The organism is Promicromonospora sp. NPDC050262, from assembly GCF_040655935.1.
Classification (GTDB): domain Bacteria; phylum Actinomycetota; class Actinomycetes; order Actinomycetales; family Cellulomonadaceae; genus Promicromonospora.
The window spans coordinates 114,316-128,041 of the sequence record NZ_JBFAKX010000008.1 but is presented as its reverse complement, the minus strand read 5'-3'; the positions used below and the strand labels follow the sequence as shown (position 1 = coordinate 128,041).

Here is a 13,726-nt window from a genome sequence, read left to right as displayed (position 1 = left end):
TCCGAGCACGGAATGCTGTTTGAGAATCGTTCTCACTTCTGGTTGACTCCTCCTCGGTAACGAGAATGATTGTCATTCTAGATGGAAGGAGCGGGCGGCCCAGGCCGCCCGACCGATGATGAGAAATCACCCCACCCGCGCGGCCGCAGGCCTTGGCGCGGCACTGTCCCTCGTCCTGCTCAGCGCCTGCGCCGCGGAGGGCGCGGCGTCGGGCTCGGCCTCGGAGCCGGCCGGCGCCGGCGAGCACGAGGAGCACGAGTCGCCCGACGCCACCGAGGCCCAGGCGCGCACGCCCCGCGTCGCGGTCACGTACGACGGCGGCGTCCTGGTGCTGGACGCGATGAGCCTCGAACCCGTGGGCGAGATCGAGCTGGAGGGCTTCACCCGCCTCAACGCGGCGGGCGACGAACGGCACCTGATGGTCTCCACGACCGGCGGCTTCCAGGCCCTCGACCTGGGCTCCTGGGCCGAGGCCCACGGCGACCACTCGCACTTCTGGACGGCCGAGCCGAGGCTCACCGACGTCGCCTACGAGGCATCCGAGCCCGGCCACGTCGTGGTCCACGAGGGCCGCACCGCCCTGTTCGACGACGGCACCGGCCTGGTGCGCGTGCTGGACTCGGCGCACGTGGCCGACGCCGACGCGGCGGCTCGCGAGTACACGACGCCGTCCGCCCACCACGGCGTGGCCGTCGAGCTGACCGACGACACCCTGGTGGTCTCCGAGGGCACCGAGGAGGCACGCACCGGCATCCGGGTGCTCGACGGCGACGACAAGGAGATCGCGGCGTCCGACGAGTGCCCCGGGGTGCACGGGGAGGCCGTGGCCGCCGACGAGGCCGTCGTCATCGGCTGCGAGGACGGCGCTGTGGTCTACGCGGACGGCGAGATCACCAAGGTCGAGTCCCCGGACGCGTACGGCCGCATCGGCAACCAGGCCGGGACCGAGGAGTCGCCGGTCGTGCTGGGCGACTACAAGACCGACAAGGACGCCGAGCTGGAGCGGCCCACACAGGTCTCGCTGATCGACACGCGGACCGGCGACCTCCAGCTGGTCGACCTGCCGTCGTCGTACACCTTCCGGTCGCTCGCGCGGGGCGACGAGGGCGAGGCCCTCGTGCTCGGCACGGACGGCCAGGTGCACGTGATCGACCCGGAGTCGGGCGAGCTGACGACGTCGATCCCGGTGATCGACGAGTGGGAGGAGCCGGCCGAGTGGCAGGAGCCGCGGCCCGCGATCCTCGCGCTGGACGGCTCTGTGTACGTGACCGACCCGGCCACGAACTCGATCCACGCGGTCGACGTCGAGACGGGCGAGGTCTGGAGGTCCGCCGACCTCGGCGTCACCCCGAACGAGCTGAACGGCGTCACGGGCGGGGAGGCCCACGCCCGCTGACAACGCGCTGAGTGCTGGATTTTCGCCCTTCCCGAGCCTCGGGAAGGGCGAAAATCCAGCACTCAACGAGGTGGTCGGGGTCAGGGCTGGGCGAAGAAGGTGCGGATGTCCGCGACGACCTGGTCCGGGACCTCCATCGCCGCGTAGTGGCCGCCCGTCGGGTACTCGGCCCAGTGCTCGATGCGGGCGTTGTCGCGCTCGGCGAAGGCCCGGATGGTCTTGAAGTCGTCGGCGAAGACGGCCACGCCGATCCGGCCCTGGCTCACCACCGGCTCCGCGCCGGACCGCGCCTCCGTGTAGTGGTAGCGCGTCGAGGTGGCCGACGTGTTGGTGAGCCAGTACAGGCTGACCTGCGCCAGGACCTGCTCGCGGGAGACCAGGCTGGTGCCGTTGCCGAAGCTCTCGAACAGCTCGTTGTAGGCGAGCTGCCCGACCGGCGAGTCGCTGAGCGCCGCGGAGACGGTCTGCGGGCGGGAGCCGTTCATCGTGTTGTACGCGCCCACGCTCTGGAACCACTGCAGGTGCTCCAGGGCCGCGAACTCCTTGGGGCCGAACCCGTCCATCTCGCCGTCGGCGCCCGACGGGAACGAGAAGAGCTGGAGCAGGTGCGCGCCCTGGAAGCCCTCGGGGTCGAGCACCGCCAGCTCGCGGCCGATCATGGCGCCGGCGTCGCTGCCGTGGGTGCCGTAGGACTCGTAGCCGAGCCGGCGCATCAGGGTGTCCCAGGTGCGGGCGACGCGGGCCATGGTCCAGGTCCCGCCGTCGGCCGGCTCGCTCAGCGGGGTGCTGAAGCCGAAGCCGGGGATCGACGGGACGACGACGTCGAAGGCGTCCTCGGCGCGGCCGCCGTGCGCGACGGGGTCGGTGAGCGGGCCGATCATGTCGAGGAAGTCGAGCACCGAGCCCGGGTAGGTGTGGGTCAGGAGCAGCGCCCGCGCACCCGGCTCGGCCGAGCGGACGTGCAGGAAGTGGACGGTCTGGCCGTCGATCTCGGTCAGGAACTGCGGGAACGCGTTGACGCGCTCCTCGACCGCGCGCCAGTCGAAGGAGGTGCGCCACTGCTCGACCGACTCGCGCAGGTAGGACTCCGGCGTGCCGTAGTCCCAGGAGTCGCCCGGCGCGGCCGGGGCGAAGCGGGTGCGGGCGAGGCGGTCGTTCAGGTCGTCGAGGTCGGCCTGGGGGATGTCGATGCGGAAGGGGCGGATGCTGGTGTCGTTGGTGTTCATGTCTCCGACACTACGAGGGGTTCAGGAACAGTTCTTTCCTCTATTCTGAACGGGTCCCGATCTTTTTTCTGATGCCGGTGAGGAGCCACGATGACGACGACGGCGGGGCGGCTGCTCGCCCTCCTGGGCCTGCTCCAGTCGCGTGCCGAGTGGACGGGGCCCGAGCTCGCGGCGCGGCTCGACGTCACCGACCGCACGGTGCGCAACGACGTCGCGCGCCTGCGCGACCTGGGCTACCCGGTGGACTCGGTGCGCGGCCCCGGCGGCCGCTACCGGCTGGGGGTGGGCGGCAAGCTGCCCCCGCTCGTGCTCGACGACGAGGAGGCGGTCGCCATCGCGGTCGGGCTGCGGGCCGCCAACACCGTGGCGGGCATCGAGGAGTCCAGCGCCCGCGCGCTGGGCAAGCTGGAGCAGGTGCTGCCGGACCGGCTGCGGAGTCAGGTCGCCGCGCTGCGCGACGCGACGGACGCCGGGCCGGTGAACACCGACAGCAACGTCGAGGACCCCGTCGTCGACCCGGCGCTGCTCACCGAGCTGGCCGCGGCGATCCGCGACCACCAGGGGCTGCGGTTCTGGTTCCGCGAGGAGCCGCGGGAGGTGGAGCCGGTCCGGCTCGTGGCGTGGCAGCGCCGCTGGTACCTCGTGGGGCGGGATGTCGGCTCGGGGCGCTGGGAGCCCTTCCGGGTGGACTGGCTGGAGCTGCGCAGGCCCGGCGGACGCCGCTTCACGCCCGTGGAGCCGCCGTTCGACCTGACCGAGTTCGTGGTGCGCGAGGTGGCCCGGACGGGCTGGGCGGTGCACACCCGGATCGTCGTGCACGCCCCGGCGCACGAGGTGCTCGACCGCATCAACCCGGCCGTCGGCACCGTGGAGCCGCGGGACGACACGTCCTGCCTGCTGGTCACCGGCGGGGACAGCATCGAGACGGTGGCCGTGTGGATCGGCATGCTCGGCCTCGACTTCACGGTGACCGGACCGCAGGGCCTCGTGGACCACCTGGAGGTGCTGTCCCGGCGGTACGACCGGGCGGTGCGGGGCTGACCCGCCCCTGGCCCTACCGCCCGGCCTGCCCGAGCATCCCCCGCAGCATCGCCCCGAGGATCCGGGCCAGGCGCGGCTCGACCTCCACCAGGGCGTGCGAGAGCCGCGGGTCGGAGCGGTAGAGCGCGGCGACCTCCGGGCCCGGCGTGGCGATCTGGTGGAAGGTGCCCGCCATCGAGGTGGCCGCCGCGACCAGGTCGACGCCGTCCTGCTCGGTGAGGACCGGCAGCGCGGCGCGGACCGCCGGGACGATCTGGCCCAGGCCGTCGCGCGTGGTCAGCTTGAACTCCCGCACCTTCTCGACCGACACGTTCCGTTCGAGGTTCAGCGGCGTCTGCGCGAGCAGGTCGCAGAACGTCCCGCGCTCCGCCAGGGTCGAGGCGAACGCGTCGGCGACGGCGTGGGCGATGTCGACGGCATCGGCGTCGGCGTCGGCGTCGGGCCGCGCGACGGCGCGCACCCGGGCGGCGAGGGCCGGCGCCCAGTCCTGCCAGCCCTCGGCGGTGAGCCGCAGGAAGATCTCCTCGCGCGTCTCGAAGTACCGCAGCATCGCGGACTTGTGCATGTCCACGGCGGAGGCGATGTCGGTGAGCGTCACCTCCCGGATGCCGCGCTCGGAGCCCAGCCGGCGGGCGGCGTCCAGGATGGCGGCCTCGCGCAGCAGCTTGGCCTCGGGGGAGCGGGCGCGCTGGAAGTCGGGAGTCGTCATGGTCACATCTTAGCGCAACGGGGTTGCGTAAGTTAGAGCAACGGTGTTTTATTAACGACATGCAGAAGACATGGTTCATCACCGGTTCGTCCCGCGGCTTCGGCCGTTCCCTCGTCCTCGCCGCGCTCGCCGCCGGCGACCAGGTCGCCGCCACCGCGCGCCGCCCCGAACAGCTCGACGACCTCGTCGCGGAGTACGGCGAGCGGATCCTCCCGCTCCGCCTCGACGTGACCGACCAGGACGGCGCCCGCACCGCGCTGGCCGAGGCCGCCGCACGGTTCGGGCGCGTCGACGTCATCGTCAACAACGCGGGCTACGCCAACGTGGCCCCGATCGAGACGGCGGACGACGCCGACGTCCGCACCCAGTTCGAGACCAACTTCTGGGGCGTCTACAACGTGTCCAAGGCGGCGATCCCCCTGCTGCGGCAGCAGGGCGGTGGCCTCGTGATCCAGTTCTCGTCGGTGGGCGGCCGGGTCGGCGGCTCGCCGGGCATCGCGTCCTACCAGGCGGCGAAGTTCGCCATCGACGGCTTCAGCCGGGTGCTCCGCGCCGAGACGGCGCCGTTCGGCGTCAAGGTGCTCGTCGTCGAGCCGAGCGGGTTCCGCACCGACTGGGCCGGTGCGTCCATGACCGTGCACGACGCCCCCGCCGGGTACGAGTCCACCGTGGGCGCCATGAACGCCCGCATGCGCCAGGCCGGCGCGGGTGCGGCGGGCGACCCGGCCCGGGCCGCCCAGATCCTCGTCGCGCTGGCCTCGCGCGACGACCTGCCCGACAACCTGCCGCTCGGTGTGAACGCCACCGAGATGTCCGTGGCGCAGGACCGCCGGCTCCTGGAGTCGGACCAGCGGTGGAGCGCGGTGAGCCGGTCCGCCGACTTCGCGGAGCCGTTCCCGGTCGCCCTTCCCTGACCCTGCACGCTCATCTGTGATTGTCATCGTGCTCATCTGTTAGCCTGGCGGCTGTTCAACGGAGTCGAAGGGCGGCGGAGGAGCACGATGACGGCACTCGACGAGGAGACCGTGGGCAGCCTGGTGGTGTCCGCGCCGCAGGGCGCGGAGCTGACGGTGCCCACCTATGACCGGTCCCGACTCACCACCAGGATCGTCCATCTCGGGGTGGGCGGCTTCCATCGCGCGCACCAGGCGATGTACCTCGACCGGCTGATGGCCGAGGGCAAGGCGCTGGACTGGGCGGTCTGCGGCGTCGGAGTGCTGCCGGGCGATGCCCGGATGCGCGACGCGCTGGCCGCGCAGGACGGCCTCTACACGCTGGTGCTCAAGCACCCGGACGGGCGCCTGGAGGCGCGCGTGATCGGGTCGATCAAGGAGTACCTGCTGGCCCCCGACGACCCGGAGGCGGTGCTGGAGAAGATGGCCTCGCCCGAGGTCCGCATCGTCTCGCTCACCGTCACCGAGGGCGGGTACAACATCCACCACGTGACCGGCGAGTTCGACCTGGCCGACCCGGCGGTCGCCGCCGACCTGGCCGACGGCGCCGTCCCGGCGACGACGTTCGGCCTGGTCACCGAGGCCCTGCGCCGCCGCCGCGACCGGGGCGTGCCACCGTTCACCGTGATGAGCTGCGACAACATCCAGGGCAACGGCGAGGTGGCGCGCCGCGCGTTCACCACGTTCGCCCGCGCGAAGGACGCCGACCTGGCGGCCTGGATCGAGGCGGAGGTCGCCTTCCCGAGCTCCATGGTCGACCGCATCACCCCGGTGACCACGGACACCGACCGCGCCATGGTGGCCGAGCGGTTCGGCGTCGACGACGCCTGGCCCGTGGTGGCCGAGCCGTTCGAGCAGTGGGTGCTGGAGGACGCCTTCCCGACCGGCCGGCCGCCGTTCGAGGACGCCGGCGTGCAGGTGGTGGCCGACGTCGAACCGTACGAGCTGATGAAGCTGCGCCTGCTCAACGCCGGCCACCAGGCCCTCTGCTACGTCGGCTACCTCGCCGGGCACCGGTACGCGCACGAGGTGGCCGGCCAGGACGTGTTCGCCCGGTTCCTGCTCGGCTACATGGACCGCGAGGGCACGCCCACGCTGGCGCTGGTGCCGGGCATCGACCTGGACGCCTACAAGCAGACGCTGATCGAGCGGTTCGCGAACCCGCACGTGGCCGACACCCTCGCGCGGCTGTGCGCCGAGTCGTCGGACCGCATCCCCAAGTGGCTGCTGCCCGTGGTCCGGTACCACCTGGAGCACGGCGGGCCGATCGAGCACGCGGCGCTGGTCGTGGCCTCCTGGGCCAGGTACGACGAGGGGGTGGACGAGGCGGGCGAGCCCATCGAGATCGTCGACCGCCTCGCCGACCGGCTGCACCGGGCCGCCCTGGCGCAGGCGGAGGACCCGCTCGCGTTCCTGCGCGACCGCGAGGTGTTCGGCGACCTCGTCGACGACGAGCGGTTCACCGCCGCGTACCTCGCGGCGCTGGGCTCCCTGCACCAGAAGGGCGCCCGCGCCACGGTCGAGGAACTCGTCGCCCGCTCCTGACCGACGTGTCAGACGCACAGGTCACCCGAGGGATCTGTACGTCTGACACGTCAGGGGAGGAGGGTCTCCAGCGCGGTCGCGGCGGCGTCGTCCACCACCAGGGTGTCGGCGACGCCGCCGTTCACCGCGGCCAGCAGGCCGGGCGCGACGGCGGACCCGTAGCCGATGGCGATGACCCGGGGCGTGGCGGCGAGCTGTTCGAGGGTCACGCCCACCACGCGCTCGTCGAGGCTGGTCCGCACGGGCCGGCCCGCGGCGTCGAACAGGCGGCCCGAGCACTCGGCGATCGCGCCGGCCGCCGTGGCGGCCTGCTGCTCCTCGGTGCTGATCTGCGGGAACACGGTGGAGCTGCGCTCCGACCAGTGGCCGATCGCGACGACGGCGACGTCCAGGTGGTCGGCTCGCGCCAGCGCGTCGGCGATCTCGGGCTGCCGGCGCAGGCCCGCGGCCGTCGCGGCGTCGGCCACGAGCAGCGGCGACCAGACGGGCCAGGTGCGCACGCCCGGCATCTGCGCGAACGTGCTGATGAGGCCCAGCGAGTTGCCGCTGCCCTCGACGGGCAGGGCCCCGACGAGCTGGACGACGTCGCAGTGGGGGAGCTGCCCGATGTGCCGCACCGCGGCCTCGACCGTGCGCGACCACGACACGCCCACGGTCATGCCCTCGGCGATGTGCTCCCGGACGGCGCGGGCGAGCTCGACCGCGACGTTCTCCCGGGTGGCGACGGGGTCCGGACCGCTGGGCGCGACGAGGATCTCGCGCGCGCCGAGCCGGGCGGCGAGACGCGCCCCGCGCTCGCCGTCGGCCCGGGGCGCGGTGATCTCGATGCGCACCACGCCCTGTTCCCGGGCCTGCGCGAGCAGGCGCGCCACCTGGAAGCGGGAGATGCCGCGGTCGCGCGCGATGTCGACCTTGGACTTGCCGTCGAGGTAGTAGTCCGTACTCACCTCGACCATGAGGTTCGTGTCGTTCTGGGGCACCTGCGTCCTCACTCCCGCAGGCGGCAGCGGGAACCATTCGAGAGCGACTTCTGAGCGGGGGGCCTTGCTCACCTGAGCATACCCAACTACTCTGCGGATGCAGATGAGCGGTTTCATATTCTCAGATGAGCGCGGCGGAGAGGCCGCGCCGAGGAGAGGACGAGGATGTTCCGACCTCCAAGGAGTGTTTCGGCGCGGGGCAGGTCAGCACGGCGTAGCTCGGCACGGCGTTCTTCGGTGAGGGCGCCGGCGACGGCCGCGACGGCCGCCGCCGCGCTGGCCCTGTCCGGCTGCGCCGGGGCCGGCGCCGTGGGCGGCGACGACGGCGAGCAGATCGTGGTCGCGATCGTCTCCAACCCGCAGATGCAGGACGCGATCTCGCTGCAGGACGAGTTCCGCGCCGCCCACCCGGGCGTGGACGTGCGGTTCGTGTCGCTGCCGGAGAACGAGGCCCGGGCCAAGATCACGGCGTCCGTGGCGACCGGCGGCGGCGAGTTCGACGTCGTCATGATCTCCAACTACGAGACGCCCATGTGGGCCGAGAACGGCTGGATCGAGAACCTCCAGCCGTACATCGACGCCACCGAGGGGTACGACGCCGAGGACTTCGTCCCCAGCGTCCGCGAGGCGCTCTCGCGCGACGGCGACATGTACTCGGTGCCGTTCTACGGCGAGTCGTCGTTCCTGGCCTACCGCGCCGACCTGTTCGAGGAGGCGGGGCTGGAGATGCCCGCGCACCCGACGTGGGACGAGGTGCGCGACCTCGCTGCCGAGCTGAACGACCCGGCCGAGGACTTCTCGGGCATCTGCCTGCGCGGCCTGGCCGGCTGGGGCGAGGTCATGGCGCCGATGAGCACCGCGATCAACACGTTCGGCGGCGGCTGGTTCGACGAGGACTGGAACGCGACCCTCGACTCGCCCGAGAGCCGCGAGGCCATCGAGACCTACGTCGACACCGTGCAGACATCCGGTCAGCCTGGCGCGGCGACCTCCGGCTTCGGCGACTGCCTCACCCGGTTCGCCCAGGGCCAGTCGGCCATGTGGTACGACGCCACGTCGATGGTCTCGTCCGTCGAGGACCCGTCGTCCTCCACGGTGGCGGGCAAGGTCGGCTACGCGCCCGCGCCGGTCGCGGACACCGAGTCGGCCGGCTGGCTCTACAGCTGGTCGCTCGCCATCCCGTCGACCAGCGAGCACAAGGACGCCGCCTGGGACTTCGTGTCCTGGATGACGAACAAGGAGTACATCCGGCTGGTCGGCGACACGATCGGCTGGGAGCGGGTGCCCCCGGGCAGCCGCCTGTCCACCTACGAGATCCCCGAGTACGCCGAGGTCTCCGAGGCCTACGCCGACGCCACCCTGGAGTCGATGGGCGGGGCCACCCAGGAGGCCGCGATGACCCACCCGGTGCCCTACCCGGGCATCCAGTTCGTCGGCATCCCCGAGTTCCAGGACCTCGGCACCCGCGTGGGCCAGCAGATGTCCGCGGCGATCGCCGGCCAGGTGACCGTGGACGAGGCCATCGCACAGTCGCAGCGCTACGCCGAGACCGTGGCGGAGACCTACCGGGCCCAGGAGGGGAAATGAGCACCTCGACCATCGACCGGCTGGAGAGCTCGCGCCGGGCAGCCCGGGCGTCGGCGTCCGAGCGTTCGATCAGCAAGGCCGAGGGGTGGCGCCGCCGCGGCCCGCTCCTGCCCGCGCTGATCTTCACCGTCATCGTCACGCAGCTCCCGTTCCTGGTGACGATCTGGTACTCCCTGCGCTCGCAGAACCTGCTGCGGCCGGGCGAGGACCTCTTCGTGGGTCTGTCGAACTACGTGGACATCGCGCAGGACTCGACGTTCCGCCAGACGGCGCTGAACTCGGTGGTCATCACGCTGGGCTGCGTGCTCGTGGCGATGGTGCTCGGGATCGTGCTGGCGCTGCTGCTGGACCGGCCCTTCCTCGGCCGGGGCGTGGCGCGCACCATGCTCATCACCCCGTTCCTGGTGATGCCGGTGGCGACGTCGGTGCTGTGGTCCGTCGCGCTGCTCAACCCCACGTACGGCCTGCTGAACTGGACGCTCGGGCTGTTCGGCATCGAGGCCGTCGACTGGACCTCGACCTACCCGATCATCGCGATCCTCATGGCGCTGGTCTGGCAGTGGACGCCGTTCATGATGCTGCTCGTGCTCGCCGGGCTCCAGGCCCAGGCGAAGGACGTGCTGGAGGCGGCGTCCGTGGACGGCGCCGGCCCGTGGCGCACCTTCCGCTCGATCACGCTGCCGCACCTGCGGCGGTACATCGAGCTGGGCGTGCTGCTCGGCGTCATCTACGTGGTCAACACGTTCGACCAGATCTACCTCATGACGGCGGGCGGCCCCGGTACCGCCAGCGCCAACCTGCCGTTCTACATCTACCAGCGCGCGTTCCTCGGGTTCGACATCGGGCAGGCCGCCGCCATGGGCGTCGTCGTCGTGATCGCCACGATCATCGTGGCCTCCGCCGCGCTGCGCCTCATCTTCCGCAGCTTCGAGGTCAAGGAGTGAGCATGTCCGACGTGACGCGCGCGTACCGCCGTCGAACCACCGGTGGCGTGCTGACCACGCTGACCTGGTTGCTGGCGCTCGCCTTCTTCTTCCCGGTCGCCTGGATGGCGGCCACGGCGTTCAAGCAGGAGAACCAGGCGGCGTCCGACCCGCCCACCTGGTTCTTCACGCCCACGCTCGACCAGTTCCGGGCCGTGATCGAGGGCGGGTCCGGGGTCTACGTGGCCAACTCGGCCATCGCGACCGGCGTCTCGACGGTGCTGGTGCTGCTGCTCGGCATCCCGGCGGCGTACGCGCTGTCGATCCGGCCGGTGGAGAAGGTCAGCGACGTGCTGTTCTTCTTCATCTCCACCAAGATGCTGCCGGTCGTGGCCGTGATCGTGCCGATCTACGTGGTGGCCGGGCAGCTCAAGGTGCTCGACAACATCTGGACCCTGGTGGTCCTGTACACGGCGATGAACCTGCCGATCGCGGTGTGGATGATGCGGTCGTTCTTCCTGGAGGTGCCGGGGGAGGTGCTGGAGGCGGCGTCAGTCGACGGCGCCGGGCTGATGCGGACCCTGCGGTCCGTGCTCATCCCGATGGTGGCGCCCGGCATCGCGGCGACCGCGCTGATCTGCGTGATCTTCTCCTGGAACGAGTTCTTCTTCGCGCTCAACCTCACCGCCTCGCGGGCGGCGACGGTGCCGGTGCTCATCGTGTCGACCATGACGAGCGAGGGCCTGTTCCTGGCCCGGCTGTGCGCGGCGGCGCTGCTGGCGTCGCTGCCCGTGATCATCGCGGGCTGGGTGGCGCAGAAGCAGCTCGTGCGCGGGCTGTCGATGGGTGCGATCAAGTAGTGGTCGCCTTGCGCAGGTAGTCGATCAGCAGGTCCAGCACCGCCTCGAGCTGGTCCGTGCTGCCCGTCGCGCGCAGCACCTGGACGCCGCCCTGGATGCCGGCCACGAAGGCCGAGGCCACCTGGGCGGCGTCCAGGTCGGCGGTGATCCGGCCGGCGTCCTGCATGGCGACCACGCCGGCCTCGATCCGCGTACGCCACTGCCGGAGCAGCTCCGAGACCACCTCGGCCGCGCCCGGTGTGCTGGACACCTGGTCCATGAGCGCGGCGAGCGGGCAGCTGCGGCCCTGCGCGCGGTACCGTGCGACGACGGAGTCCCGCCACGCCGTCCACGACTCCCAGGTGTCGAGGCTGCTCAGGTGCGGCTCCTGGTCGATCAGCACCCGGTCGGCCTCCTCGCGGGCCACGGCGAGCAGCAGCTCCTCCTTGCCGCCGGGGAAGTAGTGGAACATCTGCCCCTTGCTGGTCCGCGTGATCGCCAGCACGTCGTCCAGCGTGACGGCGCCCGGCTCGGTGCCGCGCAGGTACTCCGCGGCTCCGTCGAGGATGCGCTGCCGGGTCGCCTGGCCCTTCGGGGTGAGCTTCACGGCCCCGACGGTACGGCCGATCTTCTGGACTTGCCAGTCCAAAAATGGGTTCCTAGCGTCGAGGGCATGACACAGCGACTGCAGGGCCGGACCGCCCTCGTGACCGGGTCCACCAGCAACATCGGACGGGCGATCGCCGAGGCGCTCGCCGCGCAGGGCGCGCACGTCGTCGTCTCCGGGCGCAGCGTGGAGCGGGGTGAGGAGGTCGTGGCCGGGATCCGTGAGCGGGGCGGCACGGCCGACTTCGTCGCGGCCGACCTCGACGGCAGCCCGGAGGCGAGCCACGGCCTGGCCGGCGCGGCCACCGAGGTGCTCGGCGGGCGGCTCGACATCCTGGTGAACAACGCGGGCATCTACGCGCCCACCGTGCACCTGGCCGGCACCGACTCCGCGACCTTCGACCGCTACTACGCCGTGAACGTCAAGGCGCCCTACTTCCTCACCCAGGTGGTGGCGCCGCGCATGGTCGCCGACGGCGGCGGCGTGATCATCAACCTCGGCTCCTGGGTGGCCCGGCTCGCCACGCCGCTCGGCGGCCTGTACGCCTCGACCAAGAGCGCGCTGGAGTCGCTGACCCGCTCGTGGGCCGCCGAGTTCGGCCCGCAGGGCGTGCGCGTCAACGCCGTCTCGCCGGGCGTCATCCGGCCGCCGGAGCTCGACCCCGCCGCCGACTTCGCGGGCGCGATGACCTCCGGCACGCCCGCGGGCGGCCCGGGCCACCCGGACGCGATCGGCGCGGCGGTGGTCTACCTCGCCTCGGACGACGCGGCCTTCGTCCACGGCGCGACACTCGACGTCGACGGCGGCCGCGCCAACGTGGCGGTCGTCGCCGGCTGACCGGACCCGACGACCGTGCGCGACGACCATGCACCTGCTGCCAGGATCCGACGGGTTCTGGCAGCAAGTGCCTGGTCCGCGATCGGATGAAAGGGTGGCTTGTCGGTAGATTTCACCCAAAGTTTACTGATGTCACCTCAGGTCAGGGTCGTGCCGTGTCAGGGTGAGCGAGGCACCGTGGCCCGCAGGGGGTCGCGGGCCGTCGCACACGGAGGTCGACGATGCGCACACGTCTCGTACGGGCACGGGGTCTGGGCCGGGTCTGGGGGAGCGGGCTGTCGGCGCTCGCCGTCGCGGCCGGGGTGCTGGTGGCGCCGGGCGCGGTCGCGACGGCCGGTACGACGACGGCGGACGCCGCGACGTCGGACGCCGGGGCGCAGGCCGTCGCCGACGTCCCCGCCGGCTACTACGACAGCGCCGAGGGCCTGACGGGCGAGGCGCTCAAGGCCGAGCTGAACGACATCATCAGCGACGCCGACGCCGTGTCGTACAGCCAGGTGTGGGACGGCCTGATGGCCACCGACGAGGACCCGGCCAACCCGAACAACGTGATCCTCCTGTACACCGGTGAGTCGCGGGCCAAGAGCCTCAACGGCGGCGACGTCGGGGACTGGAACCGGGAGCACGTCTGGGCCAAGTCGCACGGCGACTTCGGCACGTCCACCGGCCCGGGTACCGACCTGCACCACCTGCGCCCGGCGGACGTCCAGGTCAACGGCATCCGCGGCAACAAGGACTTCGACGAGGGCGGCAGCGCGGTGAGCGGCGCGCCCGGCAACTACACCGACTCGGACTCGTTCGAGCCCCGCGACGACGTCAAGGGCGACGTCGCGCGCATGATCCTCTACATGGCCGTGCGCTGGGAGGGCGAGGACAGCTTCGCCGACCTGGAGCCCAACGACACCGTGAACAACGGCTCGGCCCCGTACCACGGCAAGCTCTCCACCCTGCTGGAGTGGAACGACGCCGACCCGGTGTCCTCGTTCGAGGCCAACCGGAACGACGTGATCTACGAGCAGTTCCAGCACAACCGCAACCCGTTCGTGGACCACCCGGAGTGGGCGGACGCCATCTGGGGCTGAG

General features: G+C 71.7%; 13 protein-coding genes. 9 read left to right on the top strand and 4 right to left on the bottom strand.

Annotated features, from left to right (window positions below; genetic code table 11):
- Positions 1 to 118: 118 nt before the first annotated feature.
- Positions 119 to 1,396 (top strand): zinc metallochaperone AztD, encoded by a 1,278-nt coding sequence (gene aztD, locus AB0I29_RS14310; RefSeq protein WP_357482365.1) that lies wholly within the window; start codon positions 119 to 121, stop codon positions 1,394 to 1,396.
- Between the two features lie 80 nt (positions 1,397 to 1,476).
- Here aztD and AB0I29_RS14305 read toward each other — a convergent pair whose 3' ends face one another.
- Positions 1,477 to 2,622, bottom strand: a complete 1,146-nt coding sequence (locus AB0I29_RS14305) for an epoxide hydrolase (RefSeq protein ID WP_285107964.1) — start codon at positions 2,620 to 2,622, stop codon at positions 1,477 to 1,479.
- Between the two features lie 90 nt (positions 2,623 to 2,712).
- On the opposite strand from AB0I29_RS14305, the gene AB0I29_RS14300 reads away from it, so the two are divergent.
- The gene (locus AB0I29_RS14300) at positions 2,713 to 3,663 is read left to right on the top strand and encodes a WYL domain-containing protein (protein ID WP_285107965.1); all 951 of its coding nucleotides are present in this window, start codon (positions 2,713 to 2,715) and stop codon (positions 3,661 to 3,663) included.
- 13 nt (positions 3,664 to 3,676) lie between these two features.
- Here AB0I29_RS14300 and AB0I29_RS14295 read toward each other — a convergent pair whose 3' ends face one another.
- Complete coding sequence (locus AB0I29_RS14295) at positions 3,677 to 4,372, bottom strand: TetR family transcriptional regulator (protein WP_357482361.1); 696 nt, start codon at positions 4,370 to 4,372, stop codon at positions 3,677 to 3,679.
- 59 nt (positions 4,373 to 4,431) lie between these two features.
- Between AB0I29_RS14295 and AB0I29_RS14290 the strand changes: the two genes are divergently transcribed.
- Entirely contained in the window at positions 4,432 to 5,286 is an 855-nt protein-coding gene (locus AB0I29_RS14290; protein WP_357482359.1) for an SDR family NAD(P)-dependent oxidoreductase, read from the top strand.
- An 87-nt stretch (positions 5,287 to 5,373) separates the two neighbouring features.
- Positions 5,374 to 6,870 carry a mannitol dehydrogenase family protein gene (locus tag AB0I29_RS14285; protein WP_357482357.1) on the top strand — a complete coding sequence of 499 codons (1,497 nt, stop codon included), beginning with the start codon at positions 5,374 to 5,376 and terminating at the stop codon, positions 6,868 to 6,870.
- 50 nt (positions 6,871 to 6,920) lie between these two features.
- On the opposite strand, the gene AB0I29_RS14280 is transcribed toward AB0I29_RS14285, so the two are convergent.
- Positions 6,921 to 7,850 carry a sugar-binding domain-containing protein gene (locus AB0I29_RS14280; RefSeq protein ID WP_357482355.1) on the bottom strand — a complete coding sequence of 310 codons (930 nt, stop codon included), beginning with the start codon at positions 7,848 to 7,850 and terminating at the stop codon, positions 6,921 to 6,923.
- 237 nt (positions 7,851 to 8,087) lie between these two features.
- Here AB0I29_RS14280 and AB0I29_RS14275 point away from each other — a divergent pair, with 237 nt between their 5' ends.
- From AB0I29_RS14275 to AB0I29_RS14265, 3 genes are read left to right on the top strand one after another with little or no spacing between them, the layout of a single operon-like run.
- Positions 8,088 to 9,437 carry a sugar ABC transporter substrate-binding protein gene (locus tag AB0I29_RS14275; RefSeq protein ID WP_357482353.1) on the top strand — a complete coding sequence of 450 codons (1,350 nt, stop codon included), beginning with the start codon at positions 8,088 to 8,090 and terminating at the stop codon, positions 9,435 to 9,437.
- The gene (locus AB0I29_RS14270) at positions 9,434 to 10,381 is read left to right on the top strand and encodes a sugar ABC transporter permease (protein ID WP_357482351.1); all 948 of its coding nucleotides are present in this window, start codon (positions 9,434 to 9,436) and stop codon (positions 10,379 to 10,381) included. The genes AB0I29_RS14275 and AB0I29_RS14270 overlap by 4 nt, the downstream gene beginning before the upstream one ends.
- 2 nt (positions 10,382 to 10,383) lie before the next feature.
- A complete protein-coding gene (locus tag AB0I29_RS14265; protein ID WP_285107976.1) occupies positions 10,384 to 11,220 on the top strand; it encodes a carbohydrate ABC transporter permease in 837 nt (278 codons plus the stop codon).
- On the opposite strand, the gene AB0I29_RS14260 is transcribed toward AB0I29_RS14265, so the two are convergent.
- Positions 11,213 to 11,806: a TetR/AcrR family transcriptional regulator gene (locus AB0I29_RS14260; RefSeq protein ID WP_285107978.1), complete on the bottom strand. Its 594-nt coding sequence runs from the start codon at positions 11,804 to 11,806 to the stop codon at positions 11,213 to 11,215. The two genes, AB0I29_RS14265 and AB0I29_RS14260, sit on opposite strands and share 8 nt — an antisense overlap.
- Positions 11,807 to 11,872: 66 nt before the next feature.
- Here AB0I29_RS14260 and AB0I29_RS14255 point away from each other — a divergent pair, with 66 nt between their 5' ends.
- On the top strand, positions 11,873 to 12,643 hold the full coding sequence (locus tag AB0I29_RS14255; RefSeq protein WP_357482348.1) for an SDR family oxidoreductase: 771 nt from the start codon (positions 11,873 to 11,875) through the stop codon (positions 12,641 to 12,643).
- Positions 12,644 to 12,864: 221 nt separating this feature from the next.
- The gene (locus tag AB0I29_RS14250) at positions 12,865 to 13,725 is read left to right on the top strand and encodes an endonuclease (protein WP_357482346.1); all 861 of its coding nucleotides are present in this window, start codon (positions 12,865 to 12,867) and stop codon (positions 13,723 to 13,725) included.
- Position 13,726 lies beyond the last annotated feature (1 nt).

Excerpts from the sequence above, each read along its gene's own strand:
- AB0I29_RS14265 (WP_285107976.1), top strand. The coding sequence starts at position 10,384 with ATGTCCGACGTGACGCGCGCGTACCGCCGTCGAACCACCGGTGGCGTG.
- AB0I29_RS14305 (WP_285107964.1), bottom strand. The coding sequence starts at position 2,622 with ATGAACACCAACGACACCAGCATCCGCCCCTTCCGCATCGACATCCCC.
- AB0I29_RS14285 (WP_357482357.1), top strand. The coding sequence starts at position 5,374 with ATGACGGCACTCGACGAGGAGACCGTGGGCAGCCTGGTGGTGTCCGCG.
- AB0I29_RS14255 (WP_357482348.1), top strand. The coding sequence starts at position 11,873 with ATGACACAGCGACTGCAGGGCCGGACCGCCCTCGTGACCGGGTCCACC.
- AB0I29_RS14290 (WP_357482359.1), top strand. The coding sequence starts at position 4,432 with ATGCAGAAGACATGGTTCATCACCGGTTCGTCCCGCGGCTTCGGCCGT.
- AB0I29_RS14270 (WP_357482351.1), top strand. The coding sequence starts at position 9,434 with ATGAGCACCTCGACCATCGACCGGCTGGAGAGCTCGCGCCGGGCAGCC.
- AB0I29_RS14295 (WP_357482361.1), bottom strand. The coding sequence starts at position 4,372 with ATGACGACTCCCGACTTCCAGCGCGCCCGCTCCCCCGAGGCCAAGCTG.
- AB0I29_RS14250 (WP_357482346.1), top strand. The coding sequence starts at position 12,865 with ATGCGCACACGTCTCGTACGGGCACGGGGTCTGGGCCGGGTCTGGGGG.
- AB0I29_RS14300 (WP_285107965.1), top strand. The coding sequence starts at position 2,713 with ATGACGACGACGGCGGGGCGGCTGCTCGCCCTCCTGGGCCTGCTCCAG.
- aztD (WP_357482365.1), top strand. The coding sequence starts at position 119 with ATGAGAAATCACCCCACCCGCGCGGCCGCAGGCCTTGGCGCGGCACTG.